General features: G+C 64.0%; 23 protein-coding genes and 1 pseudogene. 5 read left to right on the forward strand and 19 right to left on the reverse strand.

Features of this window, described 5'->3' with window-relative positions; all coding sequences use genetic code 11:
* Positions 1 to 11: 11 nt before the first annotated feature.
* Both AC6I6X_RS11190 and AC6I6X_RS11195 read right to left on the reverse strand, forming a co-directional pair.
* The gene (locus tag AC6I6X_RS11190; protein WP_497930598.1) at positions 12 to 1,490 is read right to left on the reverse strand and encodes a CoA-acylating methylmalonate-semialdehyde dehydrogenase; all 1,479 of its coding nucleotides are present in this window, start codon (positions 1,488 to 1,490) and stop codon (positions 12 to 14) included.
* Positions 1,491 to 1,660: 170 nt separating this feature from the next.
* Positions 1,661 to 2,968 carry an SAF domain-containing protein gene (locus AC6I6X_RS11195; RefSeq protein ID WP_497930599.1) on the reverse strand — a complete coding sequence of 436 codons (1,308 nt, stop codon included), beginning with the start codon at positions 2,966 to 2,968 and terminating at the stop codon, positions 1,661 to 1,663.
* 445 nt (positions 2,969 to 3,413) lie between these two features.
* Between AC6I6X_RS11195 and AC6I6X_RS11200 the strand changes: the two genes are divergently transcribed.
* Complete coding sequence (locus AC6I6X_RS11200; RefSeq protein ID WP_497930600.1) at positions 3,414 to 4,205, forward strand: IclR family transcriptional regulator; 792 nt, start codon at positions 3,414 to 3,416, stop codon at positions 4,203 to 4,205.
* A 499-nt stretch (positions 4,206 to 4,704) separates the two neighbouring features.
* Entirely contained in the window at positions 4,705 to 5,634 is a 930-nt protein-coding gene (locus tag AC6I6X_RS11205; protein ID WP_497930601.1) for a DMT family transporter, read from the forward strand.
* A gap of 523 nt (positions 5,635 to 6,157) precedes the next feature.
* Here the strand turns inward: AC6I6X_RS11205 and AC6I6X_RS11210 are convergent.
* The 4 genes from AC6I6X_RS11210 to AC6I6X_RS11225 all read right to left on the reverse strand — a co-directional run bounded on the left by AC6I6X_RS11210 (position 6,158) and on the right by AC6I6X_RS11225 (position 9,970).
* On the reverse strand, positions 6,158 to 7,294 hold the full coding sequence (locus AC6I6X_RS11210) for a zinc-binding dehydrogenase (RefSeq protein WP_497930602.1): 1,137 nt from the start codon (positions 7,292 to 7,294) through the stop codon (positions 6,158 to 6,160).
* Between the two features lie 373 nt (positions 7,295 to 7,667).
* Positions 7,668 to 8,366 (reverse strand): helix-turn-helix domain-containing protein, encoded by a 699-nt coding sequence (locus AC6I6X_RS11215; protein WP_497930603.1) that lies wholly within the window; start codon positions 8,364 to 8,366, stop codon positions 7,668 to 7,670.
* Between the two features lie 48 nt (positions 8,367 to 8,414).
* A complete protein-coding gene (locus AC6I6X_RS11220; protein WP_497930604.1) occupies positions 8,415 to 9,551 on the reverse strand; it encodes a zinc-binding dehydrogenase in 1,137 nt (378 codons plus the stop codon).
* A complete protein-coding gene (locus AC6I6X_RS11225) occupies positions 9,548 to 9,970 on the reverse strand; it encodes a nuclear transport factor 2 family protein (RefSeq protein ID WP_497930605.1) in 423 nt (140 codons plus the stop codon). Before AC6I6X_RS11225 ends, AC6I6X_RS11220 begins: the two co-directional genes overlap by 4 nt.
* Positions 9,971 to 10,259: 289 nt before the next feature.
* Between AC6I6X_RS11225 and AC6I6X_RS11230 the strand changes: the two genes are divergently transcribed.
* Together AC6I6X_RS11230 and AC6I6X_RS11235 are read left to right on the forward strand one after the other, a co-directional pair.
* Positions 10,260 to 10,406, forward strand: a complete 147-nt coding sequence (locus tag AC6I6X_RS11230) for a DUF2080 family transposase-associated protein (RefSeq protein ID WP_394324589.1) — start codon at positions 10,260 to 10,262, stop codon at positions 10,404 to 10,406.
* Positions 10,407 to 10,409: 3 nt separating this feature from the next.
* Entirely contained in the window at positions 10,410 to 11,639 is a 1,230-nt protein-coding gene (locus AC6I6X_RS11235; RefSeq protein WP_497930606.1) for an RNA-guided endonuclease InsQ/TnpB family protein, read from the forward strand.
* A 29-nt stretch (positions 11,640 to 11,668) separates the two neighbouring features.
* Here the strand turns inward: AC6I6X_RS11235 and AC6I6X_RS11240 are convergent, their stop codons facing one another.
* The 12 genes and pseudogenes from AC6I6X_RS11240 to AC6I6X_RS11295 all read right to left on the reverse strand — a co-directional run bounded on the left by AC6I6X_RS11240 (position 11,669) and on the right by AC6I6X_RS11295 (position 24,364).
* Positions 11,669 to 13,117: an aldehyde dehydrogenase family protein gene (locus AC6I6X_RS11240; RefSeq protein ID WP_497930607.1), complete on the reverse strand. Its 1,449-nt coding sequence runs from the start codon at positions 13,115 to 13,117 to the stop codon at positions 11,669 to 11,671.
* A 175-nt stretch (positions 13,118 to 13,292) separates the two neighbouring features.
* Positions 13,293 to 13,961, reverse strand: coding sequence for an ABC transporter permease (locus AC6I6X_RS11245; RefSeq protein ID WP_497930608.1), 669 nt, complete (start codon positions 13,959 to 13,961; stop codon positions 13,293 to 13,295).
* A 1-nt stretch (position 13,962) separates the two neighbouring features.
* Positions 13,963 to 14,979, reverse strand: coding sequence for an ABC transporter ATP-binding protein (locus AC6I6X_RS11250; protein ID WP_497930609.1), 1,017 nt, complete (start codon positions 14,977 to 14,979; stop codon positions 13,963 to 13,965).
* Positions 14,980 to 14,987: 8 nt separating this feature from the next.
* The gene (locus AC6I6X_RS11255; protein ID WP_497930610.1) at positions 14,988 to 15,728 is read right to left on the reverse strand and encodes an ABC transporter permease; all 741 of its coding nucleotides are present in this window, start codon (positions 15,726 to 15,728) and stop codon (positions 14,988 to 14,990) included.
* 1 nt (position 15,729) lies between these two features.
* Positions 15,730 to 16,587 (reverse strand): glycine betaine ABC transporter substrate-binding protein, encoded by an 858-nt coding sequence (locus AC6I6X_RS11260; RefSeq protein WP_497930611.1) that lies wholly within the window; start codon positions 16,585 to 16,587, stop codon positions 15,730 to 15,732.
* A 445-nt stretch (positions 16,588 to 17,032) separates the two neighbouring features.
* A complete protein-coding gene (locus AC6I6X_RS11265; RefSeq protein WP_497930612.1) occupies positions 17,033 to 17,476 on the reverse strand; it encodes a universal stress protein in 444 nt (147 codons plus the stop codon).
* 153 nt (positions 17,477 to 17,629) lie between these two features.
* On the reverse strand, positions 17,630 to 18,337 hold the full coding sequence (locus AC6I6X_RS11270) for a helix-turn-helix domain-containing protein (RefSeq protein ID WP_497930613.1): 708 nt from the start codon (positions 18,335 to 18,337) through the stop codon (positions 17,630 to 17,632).
* Positions 18,338 to 18,415: 78 nt separating this feature from the next.
* A complete protein-coding gene (locus AC6I6X_RS11275; protein WP_497931283.1) occupies positions 18,416 to 18,973 on the reverse strand; it encodes an MmgE/PrpD family protein in 558 nt (185 codons plus the stop codon).
* A 103-nt stretch (positions 18,974 to 19,076) separates the two neighbouring features.
* A pseudogene (locus tag AC6I6X_RS11280) lies at positions 19,077 to 19,715 on the reverse strand (MmgE/PrpD family protein); the annotation flags it as partial.
* Between the two features lie 9 nt (positions 19,716 to 19,724).
* On the reverse strand, positions 19,725 to 20,543 hold the full coding sequence (locus AC6I6X_RS11285; RefSeq protein ID WP_497930614.1) for an amidohydrolase family protein: 819 nt from the start codon (positions 20,541 to 20,543) through the stop codon (positions 19,725 to 19,727).
* Between the two features lie 87 nt (positions 20,544 to 20,630).
* A complete protein-coding gene (locus AC6I6X_RS11290; protein ID WP_497930615.1) occupies positions 20,631 to 21,488 on the reverse strand; it encodes a DUF6282 family protein in 858 nt (285 codons plus the stop codon).
* Positions 21,485 to 24,364, reverse strand: a complete 2,880-nt coding sequence (locus AC6I6X_RS11295; RefSeq protein ID WP_497930616.1) for an FAD-binding and (Fe-S)-binding domain-containing protein — start codon at positions 24,362 to 24,364, stop codon at positions 21,485 to 21,487. The genes AC6I6X_RS11290 and AC6I6X_RS11295 overlap by 4 nt, the downstream gene beginning before the upstream one ends.
* A 143-nt stretch (positions 24,365 to 24,507) precedes the next feature.
* On the opposite strand from AC6I6X_RS11295, the gene AC6I6X_RS11300 reads away from it, so the two are divergent.
* Positions 24,508 to 25,287 (forward strand): carbon-nitrogen hydrolase family protein, encoded by a 780-nt coding sequence (locus tag AC6I6X_RS11300; RefSeq protein ID WP_497930617.1) that lies wholly within the window; start codon positions 24,508 to 24,510, stop codon positions 25,285 to 25,287.
* 207 nt (positions 25,288 to 25,494) lie between these two features.
* On the opposite strand, the gene AC6I6X_RS11305 is transcribed toward AC6I6X_RS11300, so the two are convergent.
* Complete coding sequence (locus AC6I6X_RS11305; RefSeq protein WP_497930618.1) at positions 25,495 to 25,671, reverse strand: FxsA family protein; 177 nt, start codon at positions 25,669 to 25,671, stop codon at positions 25,495 to 25,497.
* Positions 25,672 to 25,930: the final 259 nt, after the last annotated feature.

A 25,930-nucleotide genomic window follows, 5' to 3' on the forward strand; every position in this document is an offset into this window, starting at 1 on the left:
AGTCGGTCAGCTCAGGACTGATCCGGCCACCGCTCGATGTAGCTCATTTTGTCCGTGTAGAAGTTGACAAGGTCCGAGCCCTGGGCGTGGAGGTCGCCGAAGAACGAGTCCTTCCGTCCCCCGAACGCAAAGAACGCCATCGGTGCGGCCGTGCCAACGTTCACGCCCAGGTTCCCGGCCTCCACTTCGCATTTGAACCGACCAGCCTTGTGGCCGCTGTCGGTGAACAGGCTCGCGGCGTTGCCGAAGTCGCTCCGGTTGACGACGTCGACGGCCTCATCGAAGTCCTCGACGCGGACCAGTCCCACGATAGGGCCGAAGTGCTCCTCACGGACGATGGTCATCTCCGGCGATACCTCGCCGAACAGCGACGGACCAACGAAGTTTCCGTCTTCGTAGCCCTCGACGGTCACGTCGCGCCCGTCGACGAGGAGCTTAGCACCCTCGTCCACGCCAGACTGGACGTATCCCCTGATCGTCTCCTCGTGGTCGGCACTGATGATTGCGCCGATATCGACTCCGTCGTCGAGGCCGTACCCGACGGTCTGGTCGCGCATCTTCGCAACCATCTCGTCGGCAAACGCGTCATAGACCGAGTCCTCGACAACGACGACGTCGTTCGAGAGACAGCGCTCACCAGCACAGGCACAGGCTGAAGAGACCGTCTTCTCGGCAGCGTACGAGAGGTCGGCGCTCTCGGTGACGATGACGTGGTTCTTTGCGCCGCCCTGGGCCTGGACGCGCTTCCCGTTGGCCGCCGCCGTCTCGTAGATGTGGCGGGCGACTGGCGTGCTGCCGACGAACGAGACGCCCTCGATACCTGGGTGGGCAATAATTTCGTTCACGGTGTCGGGCCCACCGTTGAGCAATTGGACGACACCATCCGGGAAGCCGGCCTGGTCTACTAGCTCGAAGATACGCTGGGTAACGAGGGGGTCCTGTTCGCTGGGCTTCAGGATGAAGGCGTTGCCCGAAGCAACGGCATGGGGGAGGAACCACAGCGAGATCATCGCCGGGAAGTTGAACGGCGTGATGCCGACGAACGTCCCGAGTGGCTCACGGACGGCACTCTCGTCAATGTCGGGCGCGGCGTTGGCAAGCGTGCCGGCTTGCTGGAGTCGCGGCATCCCACAGGCCACCTCCACGTTCTCGATACCGCGGCGAAGTTCGCCCCGGGCCTCAGCCCGAGTCTTCCCGTGCTCGCGGACCAGAAGTTCGGCGAGTTCATCGATGTGCTCCTCAAGCAACGACTTCAGTCGGAACAGCGGCTGAATGCGGTCCTCGACGGCGGTGTTTCTCCAGTCGTCGTATGCTTCGTTCGCCGCGTCAACGGCCGCGTCGAGGTCCGCTGCATCGCTGAACGGGATCGTCGCCAGTCGCTCCCCGGTCGCAGGGTTGGTCACTGGCTGGCTGTCACGCCCGGCCGGTTTCTGCCACGAGCCGTCCACATAGTTCTGTACCTCGCCGTCAGCGCTCAGGCTTGCTAGCATCACTGGTGATTCAGGTGAGGTAGGGGACAATAATAAATTTTCGGCCAGTAAAGAAGGGACGGTCGACGGACCGACCGCTGTTCGACGCACATGCACCCGTGCTTCGGTTCACCTCGCCAGAGACGGTCCGGGACACTGGCGCACTCGTCGTGTTCGAACGGCACTCCCTCTCAGAGTAGCGAGTCCTGGAGCTGCCGGAGGTGGTACAGCACCGAATCCGTATCGAGGGTAACGTCGTTCGTCGACACTGGCTGGTCGGTGGCGATGGGGCGGGTCACCTCAGCACCGCTCAAGAGTTCGAACGGGACCAGGTCGGCCTCCGCGGCGACCGAAGCGTCCTCGAGCTGTCCATAGACAGTGTCGCCGCCGCCTCCCTGGATCGTCTCGCCGGGTTCGAGGTCGCGCTTCGCAGCCGCCACCACCTCCGTGGTCTGCCGGGTGACGACGCCTGTGGCCCGGTCCTGGAGTGCCGCCCTGGCAATGGACACCAGCGTCTCTTGGGGCAGGTGGAACGGCCTGTGGAAGACCTGGTACCGGCCATCGGACGTGGTGTTGATATTGTAGCGCTGGTCGAGGTAGATCTGCGTGGCCTCGTTGGGGGCCTCCGTCACCACGAACGCGCTGGGGTTATCGCCGGTCGGTGTGACCGCATCGATGACCCCAGTCCGGTCTAGAACGCCTCCGTCGGCCTTGGGTCGCAACGTCTCGAGCAAACCATCACGGTCGGTCTCCGGCATGTGGATGCCGCCCGTGTCCGGCGGGAAGCCGAGCGCGTTCGCCGCGGCGGCAAGTTCGACCGCGACCTTTGTGCCGTCGAGGAAGGTGTTGTACATCCGGGCGTCGGGCTCGTTTTCCTCAATAAACGAGTCTGGCAGGTCATACCGCTGCAGGGCGTCCTCGTGGGTTGCGTGGGGCGCGAAGGTCAGTTCCGTACCCTGACCAGCGGCAACGACGTCGAATCCCTGGAGGCGTGCCCAATCGGCGAGACGGACGACCTGCGCGGGTTCGTCGCCGTATGCCATGGTATAGGTTACCCCCCGATGAGCCGCAAATCGCGCCAACAGTGGCCCCACTGTCGCGTCTACCTCGACGCTCACCATAACGACGTCGTTGCCGGCCTCGATAGCTTCCCAGGCGTGGCGGGCACCCGCCTCCGGGTCGCCGGTCGTTTCGACAACTACGTCGACCGGTGCACCGGCAGCGGCGACGCCGTTTGTCGTCGCGACGCGCCGGTCGGCCGATAAGGCGGCCCGGATGCCGTCTCGGGTCTCCTCGACGTCCACGTCCGCCTCGGGAACCCCGACCTCCCGGAAGGTCCCCGTGGCTTTCTCCAGGTCGAGGTCCGCGAGGACGGCCGGGACGACCCCAGGAGTCTCCTCGATCTGGTACGCGAGGTGCGATCCGTACACGCCTGGACCAATCAGCGCCACCGTGATCGGCTCTGCTACACGCTCCGCCAGCTGGGCTCTGACTTCCATCTGTACAGCACAATTTTCGAGAGGTTATTTAAGTGTTATGTCGGGCCGCATATCAAAGGCCGCTGCTCCACGTTTACCGCCAAGGACGGCGATGCTGCCTTTTGTACCAGATATCCCGTAAACACCAGTATCAGGCCCTCTACGATACGGTCCTGCGAAACGACAGATCTCCGTACTGGTCTGTAACCACTCTTTCAACCGTCTGGCCGGTGCACCGACTAACGTGAAGGGATCGACCACGGGCCGGGAGCTGATACCCGATCTCTCCGGACGTTACGGCATTCTCTCATACAGAACCGGTCCGACAGAATCCGCAGTCGACAGCGGACGCGCGAAGGTCATCAGTGTGTACGCGACGGAGAAGACGACAGAGAGGGGATAGGGTCATCCGTGCCACCGTCCGAACGAGCGGTATTCTCATTATCCTCCGGTCTAAGGCTTGGGTATGACCGACAATGCACGGAGTGGGAATCACGACCGGATCAAGTCAGTCAGCGTCTCGCTGGACATCGTGACGACGTTGGAACAGGGCCCCCCCAGAACGATCACTGAACTGGCCGATAAGCTGGACCGATCACCGAGCAACGTCCTCGCACATCTCCGGACGCTCCAGGAACGGGGATTTGTCGTCGAGGAGCACAACCGGTACCGGCCCGGGCTTCGGTACTACGAAATCGGTACGGCGATCAGGGAGGAGTATCCGCTGTTCGTACATGGGACCCAACCTGCGGACGACCTGGCAGCCGATACGGGCGAGTTCGTCTGGCTGATGGTCGAAGAACGCGGGCACGGGTACTACATCTACAAATCGGCAGGGGACGCCGCCGTCGAGAGTGGAGCGTACACGACGGGGAGCCGATGGCCCCTTAATGCGAGTGCCAGTGGTAAAGTGTTGCTTGCTCACATGGGCGACACTAAAGTTGAGTCCGTTCTCGACGCACACGAGCTGGAGCAAGTGACGCCGAACACGATTACTGACCGGGCAGAACTGGAAACCGAACTCGAACAGGTCCGCAAAGAGGGCATCGCCCGTGACCACGAGGAGTCGGCAGTTGGCATCCGCGGCGTAGCCGCGCCGGTCCAGGGGCTCGACGGTCTCATCGGTGCAGTAGCGATATCTGGCCCGGCCAGCCGCATCGAAGGCGAATACTTCCACGAAACGCTTCCGAGAAAAATCGCCCAGACAGCTGATATCATCCGGATCCGGTATAACGGTGACGCGGCCGTCGATGGATAAGCACCGCTTGCATGGTGTGCGTTCGCCTATGACGCGACCCGAATTGCATTACAATTGTATGACTGTAAACTTGTCCGCACTTACTCACCTGAGCTGGGCATTACGCCCGAACTCACCGATCGACGTTGCCAGTCCAAACAGGTGCAACCGTATCGTTTGGGTCATCCAAACTGGGTCCATCAGTTTCCGTCCAGGCGAGAATTCGCGTCAGCGCGGTCGCCCAGCGGTAGACGAGCATTGCTGGCGGGTCCTGCGTTGGACATGTGCGTGGACCCATTTTTGCTACCACTATCCCCGCCGACACCAAGCCGGCATTTCGCAGGAGAGAATTTCAGACCGCCACGACCATCCGCCCGGCGATTGAACGAAGTCTGGATCGACCACAAGATTCAGGTGATCGCCCAGCAAATCCACGTTTGACAGAACGGGTTGTTCGTATATAGATGGCCGGACACCACGCGACAACGTCGAATCACCGAGGAGTACCGGGAAGGCACACGTGAGTTCGTACAGACACTTCGCGCTGTTCGTCGCTCTCGCGTTCATTTGGGGTTCCCTGTTTGTCTTCATCAAGATTGGGTTACCGTACGTGCCTCCAGTGCTGTTCGCAGCGCTCCGGCACGATCTCGCCGCCGTGCTGACGCTGGCGTACGCGGCGGCCGTTTCGGAGCGTTGGCGCCCGCGGTCCCGAGCGGACTGGTGGCTCGTCGCCCTCGGTGCCACCTTCTTCGTCGGCCTGTACAACGCGTTCCTCTTCGTCGGTCAGGGGGACGTAACCAGCAGTATCGCAGCGATTCTCACGGCGACGAACCCGATCCTCGCGGCGATGTTCGCGTGGGTCCTGATCCCGGCGGAACGCCTTTCGAAACCCGGGATTACAGGTCTCTTCCTCGGTTTCGTCGGCGTGGGTCTGGTCGCGAATCCCGACCTCTCGGGCCCCCTGGGAGCAGAAACGGTTGGTGCCGGACTCGTGATCCTCTCGACCACCTGTCTGGCGTTCGGGAGCGTTCTCGTCCAGCGCGCCAGCGGAGACCTGTCCACCGCTGGGTTCGTCGGCTGGTCGAACCTCCTGGGTGCCGGCTTGCTCCACGTCGTGAGCCTCGGACTGCCCGGCGAATCACTGTCGGCCGTGGACCTCACCGGTGAGGCACTGTTCGCGATCGTCTACCTGGCCGTCGTCGGAAGCGGGCTCAGCGCGATCATCTACTTCCACCTACTTCACGCACTGGGCGCCGTCGAGATCAACCTGGTGTCCTACGCAGCCCCCATCTTCACCGCGGTCCTGGGCTGGCTGTTGCTGGCCGAGACGCTATCGCCGCTGAGTGTCCTGGGCTTTCTTACCATCTCTGCCGGCTTCGCTCTGGTGAAACACGACGAACTGCGGGCCGAAGCCCGGAAGCTTTCCTGGCAGTCGCTCGGCCGCAGTTAAGCCTCGCAGGCGGCCGGTCGACCAGCTACCGTGCCGTGGTTGTTCTGCTCGATGGCGTTCGCTCACCGCGTTCGGTACCAGGGCCGTTGCTTCTTCTGCGCCCACATAGGCCGCCGTCGACACCGTGGCACCATCCGTCCAGAACCTACTCCCTCTTCGAACAGGGGCACCGATCCGAGACGTCGCGGACGCCGCTCTCGTGCCACAAATAAGATATAGTATACATAGTCATAAATTATATATAAGAATGACATCTCCGTCCGATCCCGGATGAGCGGGCATCGCCTCGAACCGTCGAGTTGTCACGACGGCCACTGACGGCACCACAGGTCGGGTGAACGCCGGCCGAGGCTGCCGGGGAGGTGGATGCTGTCGCAACAATCACCTCCACAATCGTCCGTGAGGCGGGTGGAGGAACCGCCAGCGTCGCGGCTCACGACGCGAACTCTCCATGGGTCGACTACCGTCGGACTCGATGGCTGGCACCGGGGGTGTGGGTGCGACCAGCACCTCGTCTACCCGGCTACAACTGCGGGTCCAGCGAGGCGCGGCCGACGCCTTTGCCCGCAGACACCTCGAGAGCCGCCTCGAACTCCGCGAGGTCGAACGTCTCGTCTAGGAGGTCCTCGTAGGGATACACGTCGATAGTGTCCGCGAGGAAGCCGAGCGCCTTGCGCAGGTACCAGGGGTCGTACTGCACCATCGCCTCGACCGTGATGGACTCGCGAGTGAGCTGCCCCGGGTCGAAGTCGACGACAGATCCGGGATTGATGTTGCCGACCTCCAGGTACCGCCCGCCCGTTCGCAGGAGCTCGATGCCCTCGGTGAACGCCTCCGGCACGCCCGCAAGCTCCGCTACGACGTCCGCGCCTTCTCCGTCGGTGAGTTCCATCACTTTCTCGATGCGTTCGTCGACACTACTGTATTCGTTCATGTCTACGACGTGGTCTGCACCGAACCGTTTGGCCAGCTCGAGCCGATTCCGGGCGCCTTCGACGACGATAACCTCTGCCCCTCGTTCATTCGCGTACGCGGTTGCGTTGAGTCCGAGTCCGCCGGCGCCCTGGATCACTACCGTCTCGTCGTACTCCAGATCCACCTGGTCGAGACCGAACATGACCTGCGACAGCGCACAGTTGGCCGCCGCGGCCACGCTCGGCACTTCCGTGAGCGCGTCGGGAACCTTGTAGAAGTGCTGGTTCGGGTGGACGTAGTAGTGCGTGCCGTACGTCCCGTGGAAGTGTGGAAACTCCTCAAGTGACTTGGTCTTGTACGAGTACGACTCCTGGCAGTTGTGGAACTCCCCCCGGGCGCAGGCACTGCAGTGTTGACAAGTGAGATAGTACACCGGGGCGACGAGGTCGCCCGGTGCGATCTCGTTGCCGGCGTAATCCGTCTCGACCCCTGGCCCGAGCTCGGTGACGCGACAGACCGCCTCATGACCCAGGACCATGTCCACGAAGGGCTCGCCGAGTCGCCCCTCGGAGATGTGCACGTCCGAGCCACACACGTTGGTACGCACCACTTCAGTGACTACGGCGCCGGGCTCAGGCTCCGGCACAGGATGTTCGCGCACCGCAAGTTCTCCTGGTCCGTAAAAGTAGACGACCTCACCGGTTGGCCTGGACGTCTGGCCTTCCGGGTTCGGCTCACCGCCCATGGACGCCCCTCCCGGCCGATTTCGCCATCGGTGTGTCAACCTGGCCTCTCTCGTTCTGGCGGTCGGCGGACGGCCCTCTGGAACGAGCGGCCAGGTGAGGAAGGTGGGACCGCTGCGGACGCGGTTCCAGTCGTGCGCTTGCCAACCGATCTTTCCCCGAAGTTCGGCCGCGCGAGTCCCCCAACACCGCTCTGTTCGTTGGTTCTGGGATTGGTGCTGTCTCAGGATTCACAGCCCATCTGGGAGGGTCAGCGGCACGAAAGTTCTGCCACACATGGTAGTTCTTATAAGTACCGACGACCGGGCCCGTCTGGAGCAGGCTAGCTGCGAGATACCCCGTCGAACGGTGCGTGGCCGACCACGCCGTCCACACTCACGCGGACAGGTTTACGTACTTGATGAAGAACTGCATCAGGTCCTTCTCCGCCTTCCGCAGGTGTTGGGAGGCGGTCGTCTTGGCGATCCCCAGGTCGTCCGCGATCTCCTCGAGCGTACAGCCGCGGGGCACGTCGAAGTAGCCGGCCTCGAGGGCCTCGTTGAGGACGCGCCGGCGGCGCGGCGTGACGGTCTCGAACAGCTCCGCCCACTCGGTGACGCTGGGCGTGATGCGGCGCTGAAAGTCCCGCGAGACGTATTCGATCGTCACCGGGCCGAACCGCTCGAGCAGGTCGACGGCCTCCGCGAGGTCTTCACGCTTCGATAGCAGGAGGTCGAAGGTCTCTCGACCGTCCCGAACCTCGCCGAAGTTCGCCAGCGGGATGAACCCCTCGTGGAGAAGCACCTGGAGTGGAGTGAACTCGAAGTACTGCCCTTTGATGATGACCGTCGCGGTCACCCGATCCGCCCCCTCGACCTGGTATCGCTCGATCACGTCGATTGTGTCCGTCGTCTCGTGTTCTCGAATGACGTCAATAACGGCTTCGCACTCGTGCTCGGCGGCCTCAAGGGCGAACAGCCCGAAATACCGCCGGTCGCGATACGTGGAGGCCAAGAACTGACCGGTGACATCGTACCGGTCGAGCTCTGCCGTCCAGTCCCCCTCGTATCGGACGCTTAGTTTGGCTGTGAGCATTGGTCTGTAGAGCACCCCGGCGATAATAAGTGGCCGTGTCCGGGCGGATTACTGTGATGGGATCAGCGTCGCCCGAATGACGTCACGGTTCTCGGAGTGTTCCAGTGCAGCCTCCACGTCCGACAGCGGATACTCGGTGTCGATCAGGTCGTCGTACGGATAGCTGTCGACCGTCTCCGCAAGCAACTGAAGCGACTCGTAGAGCGTCCAAGGGTCGTACTCGACGGCCGTCGTGACGTCGATGGACTTCCTGGTGAGCTTGCCGGGGTCGAAGTCCACCTCGTGGCCCGGCCGGACGTTCCCCATCTCGAGGTAGCGCCCGCCGGTCCGGAGCAGTTCGATTCCTTCGGTGAACGCCTCCGGGACGCCCGCGACCTCGACGCCGACGTCGGCCCCGAGTCCGTCGGTAATCTCCTCGACCCGTTCGACGCGCGCCTCTACGGTGTCGTCCTCCCGGAAGTCGATAACGTGGTCGGCACCGAACGCCCTGGCCTGCTCGAGGCGTTCGTCGACACCGTCGACGACGATGGTCTCCGCGCCGTATTCGTTGGCGACTACGGTCGCGTTCAGTCCGAGGCCACCGGCACCCTGGATCACCACCGTCTCGCCGAACTCGAGACCGACCCGATCGAGACCGAACTTCACCTGCGACAGCGCGCAGTTGGCCGCCGCCGCGACGTTCAGGTGCGACTCGAGTTCATCGGGAATCTTGTAGAAGTGGTTGTCCGGGTAGATGTAGTAGTGGGTGGCCCAGGGGGCGTGGAAGTGCGGCCAGATCTCCGGGGATTTCCCGGTGTGTTCGTAGTCGTTCTCGCAGCGGTAGAACTCGCCGCGGCGACAGAACTCGCAGGCCTGGCAGGTCTGGAAGTAGACCGGCGCGACCAGGTCACCCTCCTCGATCGGGGTGCCGGCGCTGTCGGTCTCGACGCCCTCGCCGAGGTCGGCCACGCGAACGAGTGCCTCGTGACCGAGGACACAGTCCTGGAGGGGATGGTCGCCCTTCCAGACGTGGAGCTCCGACCCGCAAACGTTGGCGCGAACGACCTCGGTCACGACGGCGCCTGGCTCCGGTTCGGGTACCTCGTACTCCCGGAATTCGAGGTCCTTCGGACCGTTGATGTAGACGAGTTCGCCCGTCTCAGCCGCCTCGTCCGTCTCGCCAGTTACATCACCAGAACTGGTCATACGTCCTCGCTGGTGGCCTCGGCCCGGACGTTCGGAACGTCCTCCGGCACTTCGTCGACGTAGCCCCGGTAGTCGAGATAGGCACGGAAGGCGACGATCTCGTCGTCGTCGTTGAACTCCATCACGTCACAGAGGGGGACGCCGTCGGCCGACCGGCCGACGGCCGTCTCGCCGTCGAGGTAGCCCTCGCAAACCACGACGTTCCCGTCCTGGTGGAAGGCCTCCATGTGGTGTGCGCCGCCGGTGAAGAACTCGGCGTTGTCCTCGTAGAACTGCCGGATCTCCTCCCGGCCACGAACGACCCCGGCACGCGAGGAGTGGACGACCGGGTCCTCGGCGTACAGCTCGAGGACGTCGTCCGTTCCAGCGTCGGGACTGTCCATCAGCTCGAAATATCGTTGTGCGACTTCGACGCTCATCCGCAAGTACGTTGCCGCGGACGCCGGATACTGTTTTAGGCAAACATAGTTCGGCGTTTTTAACTGGAATTAGGCGCTAAGTCCCCTTCCTCAAGGAGCAACGCAGGGAGCGAAGCGACCGAGTAGCGCAGTAGGGAGGAGATACAGCGTCCCCAGAAATCTTCGATTTCTGGTGTGCGAACGAGACGCTCCGCGGCTCGTCAACGCCGCACAGTTCTCATACACCTGCGACACTATTCCCACAGGCCCACCGCCACCGTTATGTCTATCCATAGTCTATACATCAGTGATGGATAGATTTGAAATCGAAGGCGAGGAAGTCCTCGACGGGACTGCAAAACCGTCGGGCAATAGTGCCCACGTCATTGTTCCCAAACGCTGGCGTGGAGCCGACGTGAAAGTCGTCCGCGTCTCCGAACCCAGTTCAGACGAGTAGGATATGCAGTACAACTACAAGTATCGGCTCGACCCACCGGAGGCCATCGCTGAGACGCTTCTGCACCACGTCGATACTTGTAGGCAACTATACAACCACGTTCTCTACCTGCTCAACGAGGCAGACGGCATTCCCGCCCGCTACGAGGTGCAGGGACAACTCCCCGACCTCAAATCGTGGTGGGACGACCTGACCGACGTTCACTCGAAAGTCCTCCAGATGGTCGTCAAGCGCGTCTACGACAACCTCTCCACGCTCAAAGCACAGAAGGAGAACGGACGCGCCGTGGGGATGCTCAAGTGGAAACCGCCTCGGGAGTATCGGTCGCTCACCTACAACCAGTCCGGCTTCAAACTCAAGAATACGAGTGGTCGGCCTGTCCTGTGGGTGAGCAAAATCGGTGAGATACCCATCACCCTCCACCGAGACATCCCCGAGAACGCGACCCTCAAACAGGTCACGGTCAAGCGAGAACCCACAGGTGAGTGGTTCGCCACGTTCGGCATCGACGTGGGCGAAGACACCCCCCAGAAACCGGAGACACCCGAGAAGGTTGTCGGCATCGACGTAGGGATTCTCAAGTACGTCCACGACACCGATGGCTACGCCATCGAGAGTCCCGACTTCACCGAAAAGCGCGAGCGACTCGAACGCGCACAGCGCGACCTTTCACGGAAGGAACACGGCTCTGCGAATTGGGAGAGACAACGCAAGACGGTCGCCCAACGCCACGCCGATCTGAAGCGGAAGCGACGAGACTTCCTCCACAAGTTGTCGAACTACTACGCCACCGAGTATGACTTGGTGGCGGTCGAGGATTTGGATGCGAAGGGACTGGTCGAACTCCCCGGCAACTCACGGAATCGTGCGGGTGCGGCGTGGGGGACGTTCCTCCAAATGCTCGAATACAAGTGCGAGCGCGAAGGGACACACTTCGTCGTGATCGACCCGAAAGACACGACGAAGGAATGCGCGTCCTGCGGTGTCAAGACGGACAAGCCGCTGTGGGTTCGTGAACACTCGTGCCCGGCGTGTGGGTTTGAGGCGGACAGAGACGCGAACGCGGCGTGGAATATTCTTTCTCGCGGTCTTGAAGACGTAGGAGTGGTTCACTCCGAAGCAACGCCTGCGGAGACTGCGCTCCCTGTGGATACGCCCGTATCTGCAAAGCGCGTCGTGGAAACAGGAAGCCCCACCCTCAAGGAGCGAACGGCGTCAGCCGTGAGCAAGTAGGGTGGGGTAGTTCACTCAGGGGTGGCGACCTACTCTGGCGCGATGTTCGCACAGACGTTCTTGACCTGGGTGTAGGCGTCGACAGCAGCCAGCCCCTTCTCGCGGCCGAAGCCGCTCTGCTTGTAGCCGCCGAACGGCGTCTCCTCGCCGCCAGCGAACCACTCATTGATGTACACCTGGCCGGCATCGACGTCCCGGGCGAATCGATGAGCACGGCCGATGTCGCTGGTGTGGATCCCCGCGACCAGCCCGTAGTCGACGTCGTTGGCGATCTCGATGGCCTCTTCTTCGGTGGCGAACTCGATGACCGAGAGGACCGGCCCGAAGATTTCCTCCTGGGCGATCCGCATGTCGTTGTCGACGCCGTCGAAGACTGTCGGCTCGACGAAGTAGCCGTCGCGGTCGAGGGCCTCGCCGCCGACCAGCGGGTCGCCGGCCTCCGTGCGGCCCACCTCGAGGTAGCGCGTCACCTTCTCGAAATGCTCCTCGGAGACGAGCGGCCCCATGTCCGGGTCGAGTTCGCCCGAGTCGATCGACATCTCCTCGATGCGGTCGACCAGTTCGTCCAGGAACGTGTCTTTGACGTCCTCGTGGACGAGGAGCCGGGATCCAGCCGAGCAGACCTGGCCGGCGTTGGCGAAGATGCCGGTCATCGTACTGTCGACGGCCGTGTCGAGATCGGCGTCGGGGTAGACGACGTTCGGACTCTTCCCGCCGAGTTCGAGGTGGACGTTCGTGACGTTCTCGACGGCGGTCTTGCCCACCTCGATGCCGGTGGGAACCGAGCCGGTGAAGCTCACGCCGTCGACATCGGGATGCCCAGAGAGGGCCGCGCCGGCCTCAGTGCCGAAGCCGGGGACGACGTTGAGCACGCCGTCGGGGAGTCCGACCTCAGAAGCGAGGCGGCCGATCTCGACGGCGGTCAGCGGCGTCTGCTCGGCGGGTTTCACGACGGCGACGTTTCCGGTCGCCAGCGCCGGCGCGACGCTCCGGCCGAAGATGTTGGTCGGCAGGTTCCAGGGGATAATCTGAGCGGTGACGCCCAGCGGTTCGCGCACCGTGTAGTCGACGTACTCGTCGGTCAGCGGGATCGAGTCGCCGTGGACCTTGTCGGCCACGCCGGCGTAGTACTCGAAGTAGCGTGCACACGTCTCAACGTCGGCCCGGGCGTGGGACAGCGGCTTGCCGTTGTCTCGGGTCTCGAGTAGCGCCAGGCTCTCCTGCTGGGCGCGGATCTTCTCTGCCAGCGCAGCGAGCAGGCGGCCCCGCTCCTGGGGCGGCATCGACCGCCAGTCTGGGAGGGCGTCTCGCGCTGCTGCGACGGCGTTGTCGACGTCTTCCTCCTGTGCCCGCGAGACCGAGGCGATGACCGATTCGGTCGCCGGGTTGACCGTGTCGAACCGCTCCTCGGTGGCTGCTTGGACGGGGTCGCCATCGATAACCAGATCGTACGTCCTCGTGCCTGACTGGGTCGTCATCGAGAGTCAGTTGTGTCCCCACTCGGCATTGCAGTTCTGTTGGACATGTCCACGGTCTTTGTACCCGGTCGTTCGAGCGTCCTCGCGAGGCCCCATCCGGCATCGAATCCGGGTAGCATCGCTTACGGTCTCTCTCCCGCCACAGGAGCGGGGCCACTCGGTCGAAAGAGGACGGTCAGGCGGGGACGCTGTCGATCGAGACCTGTCCCCCGAGTCGCCGCTCGATCATCGCGAACAGCGTGTCTAGCCCGATGGCGAGCAAGGCGCCGGGAATCGCCCCGGCGACCATCTGCTCCATGTTGAAGAGGTTGATGCCCCCGATGACCCACACACCCAGGCCGCCACCGCCGATGAAGAACGCGAGGTAGGCGGTCCCAACGTTGATGACGGCGCTCGTACGGATGCCGGCGAAGATCACGGGAATGGCCAGGGGGAACCGGATCTTCCGGAGGATTTCCATCTCGGTCATCCCCATGCCCTTCGCGGCCTCGACGGTGTCCTCGTCGACCTCGTCCAGTCCGGCGATCGTGTTGATCAGGATCGGGAGCAGGGCGTACGCGAACAGAGCGAGGACCGAGGGTTTGAAGCCGAGTCCCAGGATGGGGAACGCGAGCGCGATAATCGCCAGCGTCGGAATCGTCTGGGCGACGTTCCCGAAGCTGAGGATGACCCGTTTCGACCGCTCGTCCCGGATGGCGAAGACGCCGAGCGGTAGTGCTACGGCCAGCGCCAGCACCTCGGCGAGAAGGACCATCGTCAGGTGTTCGCGCAGGAGAACGAGGAATTGGTCGAAGTTCTCCATGAGGAACTGCCAGCCGCCGACAAGGGTGTCGACCGTGCTCACGTCAGGCCACCTCTGTGTCGGTCAGCTTCGGGCCGGCAGTCTCCTCCCGGATGCGCTCCTCGGTCACGACCCCGACCACCTCACCGTCGTCGACGACCGGGATCGCCTCCGTCTCTGCCTGCATGATCCGAGAGAACGCTACCTGAGCACTTTCCTCGGGGCGCACGGGGACGACGTCCGGAGCCACATCGCCGTCGCTTCCGTTCTCGACGACATCGACGACGTCTTGATGGGGTGACGCCACTTCGGTCTGGTATATCTCCTCGACGCGTGTCACCTGCAGGAGTTTCAGCATTCTGTCGGAGCCGATGAAGTCGGCGACGAACTCACTCCCGGGATCCTCGAGGATGTTCCGGGGCTCGTCGTACCGAACGAGTTCACCGACGTCGAAGACGGCGATCCGATCGCCCATCTTCAGTGCCTCTTCGACGCTATGGGTGACGAAGAGGATCGTCGTATTGATCTGTTTTTGAATCTCGAGGAACTCGTCCTGCAGATTCTCGCGGGTGATCGGGTCCAGTGCACCGAAGGGTTCGTCCATGAGGAGGACGTCGGGATCGGCTGCTAGGGCGCGAGCGACGCCGACGCGCTGGCGCTGGCCGCCCGACAGCTCCGGCGGGTACTGGTCACGGTAGCTCTCCGGCGGGAGGTCCATGAGTTCGAGTAGTTCGTCGACGCGGTCGTCGATCCGCTCGCCGTCCCAGTCGAGCAACTTGGGGACCGTCGCGACGTTCTCGCCGACGGTCATGTGGTCGAACAGCCCGATCTCCTGGATGACGTACCCGATGCTGCGCCGGAGCTCGATCTTGTCCTGCTGCTGGACGTCACTGCCGTCGAAGTAGACGGTTCCCTCCGTCGGGTCTTCGAGCCGGTTCACCAGCTTCATCGTCGTCGTCTTGCCACAGCCTGACGGGCCGACGAGCACCGTCGTCGTGCCCTCTTCGACCTCGAAGCTCACGTTCTCGATGGCGACTGTACCGTCTGGATACACCTTGGTAACGTCGTCGAATTCTATCATTGGTTTCGTCATTGTAGGATCCCCTGTACGAGGCGGGTCGGGAGCGTTCGGTCGATGTCCTCGCCGTTCCGCAGCCGCAGGAACTGCTCGACGACGCCCAGTACGTAATCGACCAGGAGCGCCAAGGCCGACAAGACGATCGTGGCGACCACGATCTGGGACGTGTAGGCGTCTCTGATCCCGTCAAAGATCGGCCGACCCAGGCCGCCGGCGCCGATGTACGCTCCAATGGCCGCAATGCCAATGAGGATGACCACCGCGTTGCGAACACCCGCCATGATGACCGGGAGCGCGATGGGGAACTGGACGTGCCGGAGGCGCTGCAGACGCGACATCCCGAGTCCCCGTCCAGCTTCGATGGCTGCGGGATCGACCTGCTGTAACCCCACGTACGTATTGCGGATAATGGGGAGCTGGGAGTACATCACCAGCGCGACCACGACTGGCGGATCGCCGATGCCGAAAATTGGAATCAGCAAACCGAACAGCGCGATGCTCGGGATCGTCATCATGATGCCGGCCAGCCAGATGACGACCGTCGCCAGACGATCGTTCGTAGTGATCGCTGCCCCGGTGATGACGCCGATCGGAACGGCGATCCCGATAGAGAGTGCGATGATATCGATGTGCTCGATAGTCAGCTTCACCAGTTCGTCAGAGTTGTTGGCGAGGTACGTCACGAGATCGGCAACTGTATCCACTAACAGTACCACCGCATTTATCGCGAGGACTGCGTCGGTGGGGCTCATATCAGGCGAGGTCGTTGTTCTGGAGGTACTCCAGTGCGACGTCCTCAGCGTTCTCGTTGTCGATCGAGACCCGCTGGTTGAGTTGCCGGATCGTCTCCGTGTCCAGCGAGTTTGCGATCGACTCGAGCGGGTCGACCATCTGGTCGAACTCCTCCAGCGTATCCTGCCGGACGAGCGGTGCCGGGTTGTAGACCGGGAAGAAACCCTCGTCGTCTTCGAGCACCTGCAGGTCGAACCGGACGATGTTGGGGTTCGTGTTGAAGCCCATGCCGACCTCCGACTCACCCTCGTCGACGGCCTGGTAGACGAGGCCGGCCTCCATCGCCCTCGTGTCGAGGTCGCTCGCGGCGTCCGCGAAGCCGTAGTGCTCGACCAGTCCCGGCCAGCCGTCATCGCGATCCTCGAACTCGGCGTCCATGACAATCGTCATGTCGGTGTTGCCGTCGTTGATGTACGCGGCGAGGTCCGACATCGACTCGACGCCGGTCTCGTCCTGCCACTCGGTCGTCGTCATGAGGACGTACGCGTTGTTGAACGTCGCGTAATCGAGGAACTCAAGGTCGTGTTCCTCGGGGAACTCCTCGTTTAGGCGCTGGTGGAGTTCGTCCGAGTCGGAAACCACCTCGTCGTGTTGTGGCGGCAACGTCGCCCACGCCGTCCCGGTGTACTCCCAGTAGAAGTCGATGCTGTCGTTCTTGACTGCCTCGAAGTTCGTGTTGGACCCGCCGAGGGACACCTCATCGACTACGTCGAGGTCGGTGTTCTCTGCGAGCCCGTGATAGCCGAGGTAGCCGAGAATCTCCTGTTCGGCGAACTGCTTCGAGCCGACGGTGACACCGCCCCCGCCGCCCGAACTCAAAAGCGAGCTACACCCGGCCAGACTACTGAGACCGATCGCTGTCGCCGCTGCGCTACCATCCCTGAGGAACTTTCGACGTGTGCCTTGGTTTGCCATGCTGGTCAAATACTCTCTCATAATGGGATATACTTTGCCTCGAACACTTGTAGCGTTTTTTAAGACCTCGTTCGATTTCCGGCGCAATGATGTCTGCAACTAACGGTTTCGACTGGCATACATTCCACCCCGTCTCGGGACGTTCGACGGTCAAGCTCGAATTGTCCTCGGGGATTTGTGTAGCTCCATCGAGGCGATCATTTCTGGGAGTTGAACATCTCGGACGACACTCTCCCAGCGCCGTTCTGCTTCCGACGACCGGCGACCAGTTGGCACGGTGTTGGTGTTGCGTCTCCTCGAACCAGTGGGCGAGTCACGGGAAGGTACATCCCAATCCAGTTTGCCCCTCTCACACGGCTGCCAGCGGTACCACGACGATCGGGACGGGACTGTCGAACAGTACGTCCTGTATCGCGCTCCCGAAGACCGCCTTGCCGACCGGACTGCGCTTTCGGCTGAATATGTACGCCCTGTCCGCGTCGACGTCATCGATGGTCGACAGAATTGCGTCACCTCGATCCTCGTCCACGCTGGCACCGACGACGTTGGTATCGATTCCAGCGGTCTCGAGCGTGCGTGAAGCCATCCGGACTGCCGACTTCCGGGACGCCAGTTCGTCGAGGTCGACAGACTCCAGTGACTGGCCCAGGTTGTCGGAGGTGGACGACACGTCTTCGTCGGTGAACGTGTAGAGGAGGACAACCTCCGGATCGGTTTCGACGTCGGCCAGCACCTCTGCGGTCTCTTTGGACCACTTGTCGTGGTCGGGAACCGGAACGAGAATGGTATCCATTACTCGCATAGTTACCGCTCGTGACTGTATGTCGATTGTAAAACATGTGCGGCCTTTATGTACCGGCGTTCTGCCGTTCGGGGCAGACGTATACACACCTGAGGGGGACGATGAGGTTCTGTATCGACGGAGCGGCGGTCACGTCTACGACGCCTACAAGTCACTGTCGCTCTCGGCTGCTAGGGCGACGTACGGTGCGAGGAACTCGATGATGCTCTGCTGGACCTTTCGTAGGTGGTTCGACGCTGTCGTCTTGGTGATACCCATTTCCTCGGCCAGTTCGGCCAGCGTGATTTCGCGCGGCACCTTGAAGTATCCCCGCTTGACGGCCAGACGGAGAATCTCGCGCCGGCGTTCCGGGATGGTCCCCAGCACCTCCTGCCACTCGGCCGCACTGGGAGTGACCTCTCGGCGGAACTCTCTGGTTACGCGCTTGACGGAGACGGCGCCGAAATCCCTGAGCAGGTCGGTCGCGTCCGCCAGTTCCTCGCGGCCCTCCAACAAAAGGTCGAAACACTCCCTGCCGTTTTCGAGCTTGGTCGATCCGAGCGGGAGAAAGCCCTCGTACATCAGCGTCTGGAGTGGCGTGAACTGCGATAGCTGTCCGCGGACGAAGATCGTGCTGGCGGTTCGACCGGCACTGTCCGCGTCGAACCGCTCGATGACCTGCACCTCGCTGACGTCGTCGTGTCCCTCGATGACTTCGAGTGCCGCGTCGAGGTCGTCCGCCTCGAGCGCGACGAGGCCGATATAGCGCCGGTTGCGAAACGTGGATGCGAGGAACTCCGCGAACACGTCGTACCGCTGGAGCTGGGCCGTCCAGTCGTCCTCGTACCGGACGCACACCTTTGCCGTTAGCATCACCGCTTACTCGGGCAGTGGGGTACATAAAACACCACCTCGCCCCGGTGGATCCCAGAGAACGGGACCCGCCAGCCCTCAGCCGTGCAACTTCGTTAGCAACTTCTCGACCGATACCTCCGGGTCCTCGACGGCGGCCTCGAGTGCCTCGACGTCAGCCCCATCGAGCGTCGGCGCGAACAGCGTCCGGAGCTTACTCTCGAAGGCGTCGGGGTCGAGGGGCCGTTCTCGGGCACCTCGCGGCTGGACGGCCTCATCTGAGGCGACGGTTTCGGCGCCGGTCTCGATCTCGGCACGCGCCAGACACGACGCCGGGAACGCCGCGTCGAGGTCGGGGTCCACGGCGAGTTCGACGGCATCGGCCAGCCGGCGAACCGTCGGGTCCGTCCGTACCGCTTCGCCCAGGTCCGCTGTCGTGAACTCGCCGCGGGCCATCGCCACGGCGATCGGGTAGGGATAGGGGCACTCGGCTTCCTCGACGGTCTCCGGGTGGCGCGTCTGCAGGTGCGTGGCCTCCTCGAAGGTGAATACGCGTATCGTCTCGACGTCGTCCGGTGCCAGGTCGTGCTCCGCTCGGAGCGCCAGGACGGCGTCGAGGCCGGGATGGGCCCACCGACAGCAGGGAGACGGTTTCAGGTACCCTCACGTGACGTGCGCCGAGGTCCGCCAAAACGGTGACGTCGGTCTCGTCGAAGACCGTCCCCGACCCGGTGAACCCTCGCTTAGCGAGCAGCGCTGCGGCCGTCCCGCTGTAGGCGCCCCAGCCGACGCCGTCTTTTGTCATGTCCGGTCGCTCGACGCCTCGCATAATCGGCGTGCGCGGGCCGTGGTACTCGGCGACCGAGAGGGCATCCGCGAAGACCGACCGGTCGAGGCCGCGGAGTCGTCCCACGGCGGCGGCCGCGCCCACGCCGCCCCACGACCCGGTGCCGGTGTAGATGCCGTCGGTCGCGTGGATCGCCAGCCCGGCGCGAACGCCGAGTTCGTATCCGACGAAGACGGCGTCGAGGAACTCGTCCACGGTGGCGTCCGCCGCCTCCGCGGCCGCCAGTGCGGCGGGAACGACGACCGCCGCCGGGTGGCCCTTGACCGCCCGGTGGCCGTCGTCGACGTCCAGCGTATTCGCCGCGGTGGCGTTGGCCAGTACCGCCCCCTCGAGAGAGCGGCGCGTGCCCGTTCCGTCGAGGAGTGTCGCCTCCCCGCCGTCGAGTCTGTCGCGGGCGTACGACAGGGTGACGTCGATACCAGGCGTGCGGAATCCCGCGACTGTCGCCGCGAGCGTGTCGAGGACGCGCCGTCGGACGTGCCGCCCGACCGCTGGTGGCGTGTCCGCCAGCGTGGCGTCCGTCGCGAACGCAACGGCGCGGGCGGTGCTCACGGGTCGTCCTCAGTCGGCGGCGGAGACCTCTTTCTCTTCCCAGTCCTGGACGGCCACGTCGAGGTCGTACAGGTCGATGGCGTTCCCGCCAAGGATCTGGCGCTTCTGGTCCTCGCTGGCCCCGATGCAGTCGATCTTCGTCAGGGCGACCGGGATGTTCGAGGAGTGCTCGGCGGCCATCAGCAGGCGGTCAGCGCCGACCTCTTCCATCGCCCGCCGGACGTACATGTTCAGCGCCAGAGTCGTGTCCAGATAGAAGTTCTCGTAGCGTTTCGCCAGGATGATCGCCTCCTGGGTGAGCGTGTAGGCACCGCCCATGTGGGCCATCACGATGTCGAGTTCCGGGTAGTCCTCGGCAACCGGGATGAGCATCCCGGGCACGGAGAAGGGCATCCCGTGGGGACCGGTGTGGATCATGACGGGGATGTCGTTCTCGACGCAGGCGTCGTAGAAGTCGTAGGCCACGTCGGAGGTGGGGTCGACGCCCCAGGCCAGCGTGTGGAGCTTGGCGTACTTGAAGTCCAGTTCCTCCACACACCGGGTGATCTCCTCGTGGACGAACTCGCGCCCGAGGTGGGCGTTGGGTGCGGTGATGCCGAAGATCCGACCGGGATAGGCCTCGCTCGCCTCGTAAATGCTGTCGTGTACTTCGGTGACGCTCCGGTCATTCTCGCCACCGAGGGGCATCAACATACTCGCGTCGACCCGATTCTCGTCCATCGTGTCGATGATTTGGGCGATGCTCTCGCTCCACTGGAAAACGCTGTCCTGGTCGTCGTCGGGGTGGCCGATATGATGGTGTGCGTTGACGATGGGATAGTCTGGCATACAACTACGGTGTTGACTGAGACCCCGCATCAGTCTTCACTCCAACAAGATGGAGGGTTTAAATCGGGGTGGGCGACAGATTACGCCTCAGAGTCCGAGGACGCGAGCCGGCGTCTCCGTCAGCATCGTCCGCACCGCCTCGCGGGGGACGCCTGCCTCCTGAACCTCGCGCGCGAACGTGGCCAGGCCAGACACCGCCGCATTCTCAGCCTGTCCGTAGTCGGTGGCGAGCAGACACCGCTCCGGGCCGATCCGGTTGACGGCGCGCGCGAGGCGGTCGACGGAGTGGTCTGGCGTGCTCTCGACAGCGTACGCACAGTACTCCATGACGGCACCGCGCTCGGCGAGGGCGACTTGGCGTTCCAGGGGCAGGTCGACGACGCGGAAGCAGGGGTGGTTTACCAGGCACCTGACGCCGGCGGCGTCGCAGGCCTCGACGACGGCGTCGATCTCGTCGGGACTGGCGTGACCCGTCCCGAGCGTCGCGTCGTGTTCGGCGACCAGGTTCACGACGCGCTGGGTCGCCTCGGTCACCTCGCCGTTGCGGGCGACGCGGATCTCCTCGTCGGGACCGGGGACCCGCTGGCCGACGAATCGCGACCGGCCCGCCGCTCGCGCTTGGCTGGCGTGGTTGGCGGCCCAGGCCGTCGGCAGCCAGACGATCCGCGCACCGAGTTCGAGCGCGGTCTCGACGGCGTCCGGGTTCAGCCCGCCCACGGTTCCGTTGAGCGCGACACCGCCGTGGAGGACCGTCTCACCGAGCGCCTCGTTGACCTGGTCGACCCGTCCGACGGTCGGGAGGACGTGGCTCTTGACGACGACGCCGCGCATGCCAGCCTGGATCGCCTCACGAGCGAGCGCCAGGTCCGTCTGATAGCGCTCGACGAGGTCAGGCGCCGTGTGGACGTGACAGTCGATCGCACCGTCGAGGACATCGTCGGTCATACGACCGCCTCCGCGAGGAGTTCGACCGGATGACGAGTATCGACATCGAAATCCCCGAGTTGCTGGCTGCAGGACGCACCCGTCGCGGCAACCACGTCCGGCGCCCCGGCCTCGATAGTCTCGACGAGGTCCGCGCCGAGCGTCGTCGAGAGGCCGTAGTGCTCGGTCTCGTAGCCGAACGAGCCCGCCATGCCACAGCAGGTGGCCGCTACCGGCTCAACCTCGTAGCCAACCTGGCGGAGCAGAGCGACCGGTGCGTGGTCCCAGCCCCTGGTGGTTTCGTGGCAGTGGCCGTGGAACGCGACGCGCTCGCCATCGACGGCTTCGCGCAACGCCAGGTCGCCGGTCACCACTCTGTCGTAGAGGAACGTCGAGAGCGTCGCGGCCGAGTCGGGAACGCCGGCTGTCTCTTCGAGCAGATCGTCGTACTCGACGAGCGCGCTGGCACAGGACGGCTCGACTGCGAGCACGGGAACGCCATCGTCGACGTAGTCGGCGAGGACGTCGACGGTTTCGGCTGCGTCGGCGCGCGCGCGCCCGACCATGCCCTGGGACAGGGCCGGCCGGCCACAGCAGTTCACGGCGGGAACCTCGACGGCGTAGCCGAGACCCTCCAGGAGGCGGACAGCCGCCTTGCCGACCTGGGGGTGGTTGTAGGCCGTATAGCAGTCCGGGTAGAGGACGACCCGGCCGCACTCGCCGGTAGTGGCCGCGGGCTCGCGTGCTGCGACCCACTCCGGGAACGACTCGGCAGCGAATCGGGGGACGGACCGCCGCCGGTCGATGCCGAGTACCCTCTCCAGCACGACGCGGCCTGGACCGAACGTCGCGAGGCGGTTGGCCAGCGGTGCCAGCGCGCTGCCTAGCCGGTTGAGCGTCCTGACGTTACCGAACAGCCGCGAACGCAGTGGGACCCCATGCTCCTGGTGGCGCCGGTGTTTCGCCTCGGTCTTGAGCTTCGCCATGTCGACGCCGGTGGGGCACTCTGTCTCGCAGGCCTTGCAAGCCAGACAGCGGTCCAACACCTCCTCCTGAAACCAATCGCTGGTCAGCGCATCCTCGCCGAGCTCGCCGTCGATGGCCTCCCGGAGCATGTTAGCGCGACCCCGAGTGCTCGTGACCTCCGTGTCGGCGGCCCGGTAGGAGGGACACATCACGCCATCGCCGGTCGACCGACACTTCGAGCAGCCGTTACACTGTTCGACAAGCGAGCCGAACCCGCCCTCGGCCGAGAAGTCCAGCGCCGTCTCTACCGTCTGCGGGTCGTAGCCCTCGAATCGGAGGTCCTCCGTGACACCGGCGAGATTTCCCTCAGCGTTGGGAACCACCTTCGCTGGGTTGAACACGTCCCGGGGGTCGGCAGCCCGCTTGATCGCGCAAAACGTCTCGTAGACATCCTCACCGTACATCTGCGGGAGGTACTGGGACCGCAATCGGCCGTCGCCGTGCTCGCCGGAGACACAGCCGCCCAGGTCGAGCACGAGTTCGTGGACCGTCGCCGAGACCGCCTGTAGGCGTTCCCGGTCGGCTTCGGTCGAGAGGTCGAGGAAGGGCTTGACGTGGAGTACGCCCTGGCCAGCGTGACCGAAGACGCTCGCCTCCAGGTCGTGCTCGCGGAGGACGTCTCCGACGCGCTCGAGGTATTCGGGGAGGCGCTCGGGTGGCACCGCGGCGTCCTCGACGAACGACAGCGCCTGCTCGTCGCCGGGTCGCCGGTTCAACAGCGGGTTCGACGCCTTGCGGACCTTCCACAGCACGTCCTGCTTCTCGTCCGACGTCGCCCGCTCGACGCCGACCAAGTCCGCCGTCGTGGCCGCGGCGACGGCCTCGTCGAGCCGGTCCTCCAGGTCCGCCGGCTCGCCTTCTACCTCTATCAGGAGTGCGGCGCCTGCCGCCTCCGGGACGAGGTCGATACCCCAGGCGTCACGGGCGTAGCCAAGGACGGCGTCGTCGACGAGTTCGATGGCGCTCGCCTCGGCCGCCCGGGCCGGGACGACCGCAGCCGCGGCATCGACGACGTCGTCGTAGAAACAGAGGGCGGCCGCTCGCGCTGACGGTCGCTTGGTCACCTCGATCGTCACCTCGACAATGAACCCCAGCGTCCCTTCGCTGCCGACGAGCAGTTGCGAGAGGTCCGCCCACGACCCGTCGGGTGCCGCGGCCGACTGGAGGTCGTACCCGCTGGAGTTCCGTTCGACGTCGGGATACCGCTCATCGATCTCCTCGGCCAATTGTGCCCGGGCATCCAGCACTGTCCGGTACAAGTCGCCAACACGGTCGTCCCGGTCTCGTGCCCGCTCAAGCGCCGGCCCCGAGCGGCGCTCGAAGGTCGCGAGACTCCCGTCGGCGAGGACGCACTCGACGGCGGCGACGTTCTCGCGGGTCGTACCGTGGCGAACCGAGTGGGGCCCGGCCGCGTCGTTGGCGACCATCCCCCCGATCGTGCAAGTGCTCGACGTGCTGGGATCTGGCGGAAAGTACAGGTCGTGTTCGGCGAGCGCCGCGTTGAGGTCGTCCAGGACGACCCCTGGCTGGACGGTCGCGGTCCCGCGCTCTGGGTCGACCGCCACGATCTCGTTGAGGTATCGGGTACACTCGACCACTAGCCCCTCGCCGATGGCGTTGCCGGTGAGGCTGCTACCGGCGCCGCGGGCGGTGAGACTGACGTTGTTTTCGTGGGCAAACCGAACGCTCTCGCGGATGTCGTCGCGGTCGGCCGGCCAGACCACCCCCGCAGGCTCTACCCTGTAGATGCTCGCGTCCGTCGCGTAGAGGGCCCGCGTCGCGTCGCTGGCGTCAACGTCACCGTCGATACGCCTGTCGAGCGCGGCGAGATCCCCCGGTCCGCTGGGACGCGGTTCGCTGTCGATACTCATGGGATGAAAGCTGCAGTTTCAGCCCATTAACCCTCGCGACCCACATGTCCACGGTTTATTCGGCCGGGGGGTGGGGCACTCTAAACGGCCCACATGTTCTCAGGTACGCTCAAGTCCGGAGGCCGCCTACGTAGCCCAGAACCATGCCCGACCCGGACGCCCCGGCCATCGCGGCCTGCCAGTTCGAACCGACGGTAGGCGACGTCAACGCGAACGTCGAACGGATCGAGCAACTACTGGGGTCGCTTCCTGATTCGGTCGAACTGGCCGTATTTCCCGAACTCTGCGTGACAGGCTACGACGTTGACGTGGCTGAGGTGCACGCAGCGGAAATCCCCGGACGGCTCACAGATCGGCTGATCGAAGTAGCGGACTCCCACGGGACAACCCTCGTCGTCGGCCTCCCTGAGCGGGACGGCAACGCACTGTACAACGACCTCGTCTGCGTCACGGGCGACGGCGTCACAGCGACGTACCGCAAGCAGTACCTCTGGGGCGACGAGGCAGACCGGTTCGCTACCGGGTCGGCACCCGTGACCGTCGAAACAACCGTCGGGACCGTCGGCTTCGTCCTGTGCTACGACCTGAACTTTCCCGAGGTGACGCTGGCGTACGGTCGCGCTGAGTGTGACCTCCTAGCGGTCAGCGCAGCCTGGCGCGAGTCCTATCGGTCGGACTGGCGTCTCCTCTGTCGGGCTCGCGGGTTCGACGGCACGTGTTACGTCGTCGGTGCGAATCACGCCGGCGACCAGCGCGGTCGCGTCCACGCCGGCGGAAGCCTCGTTGCCAGCCCTGAGGGCGATATACTCGTGGAGACCGGTGACGGCAAGACGACTGTGGCTGCATCGTTCGACCGGGGACGAATCGCGACCGCTCGCGAGCGGAACCCGGTCCTCGAGACGCGCCGGACCCGGGAGACCTGAGTCAGGTGTCGCTCGCTTCTTCGAACTCGACGGCGTAGGCGTCTTTCCAGAGGTCGACGGTCTCGTCCCGACCGGCGCCTGGCCCGCCAGCGCCCGGCCCCTGGCTGCCCGGGCTCCGCTAAAGTCGTTCTCGTCGGGAAAGTCGACGAGATAGACGTTGCCGGTGGCGAAGCTGGTGCTTTTGGCGTCGACGTAGGACGTGACCACTCACTTCTTCAGCGCCAAACGGACGGGGTATCGGGTCGGCGCCAGGACGAAAACGAACCCGACGAAATCAGTAACGAGGCCCAGAGTGAGAAGGAGGGCACCGTCAATGGGTTCGTCGGTGGGGTCCTTTCTCTCCTGGCGGCCTTGCGATGCATCTGGGCCAAGGCGTACCGCCATCTACCCGGACGAGCAACATCCCCACCAGCGCCGTTAGGACTCCCCAGAGCACCACCAAGGGCAAGAAAGGAGTATGTCGAGCAGGGGTAGCAGGAGCAGGAGCCGATGATTCGATGCATACTCTTCCTTGCGACGTATGCTCCAAACGCATTTCGAGACGAACCGGCGGCAGTTGAGCTTTTTGTATGCGGGCGCGACTACCACCAGCGAAAATAGGTATAAATACTGACCCATGTAACCGCCAACCGTAATGTGACCA

Source organism: Halosolutus sp. YCN4 (genome assembly GCF_059736495.1).

Excerpts from the sequence above, each read along its gene's own strand:
- AC6I6X_RS11210 (WP_497930602.1), bottom strand. The coding sequence starts at position 7,294 with ATGGGCGGTGAGCCGAACCCGGAAGGCCAGACGTCCAGGCCAACCGGT.
- AC6I6X_RS11195 (WP_497930599.1), bottom strand. The coding sequence starts at position 2,968 with ATGGAAGTCAGAGCCCAGCTGGCGGAGCGTGTAGCAGAGCCGATCACG.
- AC6I6X_RS11290 (WP_497930615.1), bottom strand. The coding sequence starts at position 21,488 with ATGACCGACGATGTCCTCGACGGTGCGATCGACTGTCACGTCCACACG.
- AC6I6X_RS11255 (WP_497930610.1), bottom strand. The coding sequence starts at position 15,728 with ATGAGCCCCACCGACGCAGTCCTCGCGATAAATGCGGTGGTACTGTTA.
- AC6I6X_RS11305 (WP_497930618.1), bottom strand. The coding sequence starts at position 25,671 with ATGGCGGTACGCCTTGGCCCAGATGCATCGCAAGGCCGCCAGGAGAGA.
- AC6I6X_RS11230 (WP_394324589.1), top strand. The coding sequence starts at position 10,260 with ATGGATAGATTTGAAATCGAAGGCGAGGAAGTCCTCGACGGGACTGCA.
- AC6I6X_RS11220 (WP_497930604.1), bottom strand. The coding sequence starts at position 9,551 with ATGACCAGTTCTGGTGATGTAACTGGCGAGACGGACGAGGCGGCTGAG.
- AC6I6X_RS11200 (WP_497930600.1), top strand. The coding sequence starts at position 3,414 with ATGACCGACAATGCACGGAGTGGGAATCACGACCGGATCAAGTCAGTC.
- AC6I6X_RS11300 (WP_497930617.1), top strand. The coding sequence starts at position 24,508 with ATGCCCGACCCGGACGCCCCGGCCATCGCGGCCTGCCAGTTCGAACCG.
- AC6I6X_RS11250 (WP_497930609.1), bottom strand. The coding sequence starts at position 14,979 with ATGATAGAATTCGACGACGTTACCAAGGTGTATCCAGACGGTACAGTC.
- AC6I6X_RS11225 (WP_497930605.1), bottom strand. The coding sequence starts at position 9,970 with ATGAGCGTCGAAGTCGCACAACGATATTTCGAGCTGATGGACAGTCCC.
- AC6I6X_RS11265 (WP_497930612.1), bottom strand. The coding sequence starts at position 17,476 with ATGGATACCATTCTCGTTCCGGTTCCCGACCACGACAAGTGGTCCAAA.
- AC6I6X_RS11270 (WP_497930613.1), bottom strand. The coding sequence starts at position 18,337 with ATGCTAACGGCAAAGGTGTGCGTCCGGTACGAGGACGACTGGACGGCC.
- AC6I6X_RS11215 (WP_497930603.1), bottom strand. The coding sequence starts at position 8,366 with ATGCTCACAGCCAAACTAAGCGTCCGATACGAGGGGGACTGGACGGCA.
- AC6I6X_RS11285 (WP_497930614.1), bottom strand. The coding sequence starts at position 20,543 with ATGCCAGACTATCCCATCGTCAACGCACACCATCATATCGGCCACCCC.
- AC6I6X_RS11190 (WP_497930598.1), bottom strand. The coding sequence starts at position 1,490 with ATGCTAGCAAGCCTGAGCGCTGACGGCGAGGTACAGAACTATGTGGAC.
- AC6I6X_RS11240 (WP_497930607.1), bottom strand. The coding sequence starts at position 13,117 with ATGACGACCCAGTCAGGCACGAGGACGTACGATCTGGTTATCGATGGC.
- AC6I6X_RS11295 (WP_497930616.1), bottom strand. The coding sequence starts at position 24,364 with ATGAGTATCGACAGCGAACCGCGTCCCAGCGGACCGGGGGATCTCGCC.
- AC6I6X_RS11235 (WP_497930606.1), top strand. The coding sequence starts at position 10,410 with ATGCAGTACAACTACAAGTATCGGCTCGACCCACCGGAGGCCATCGCT.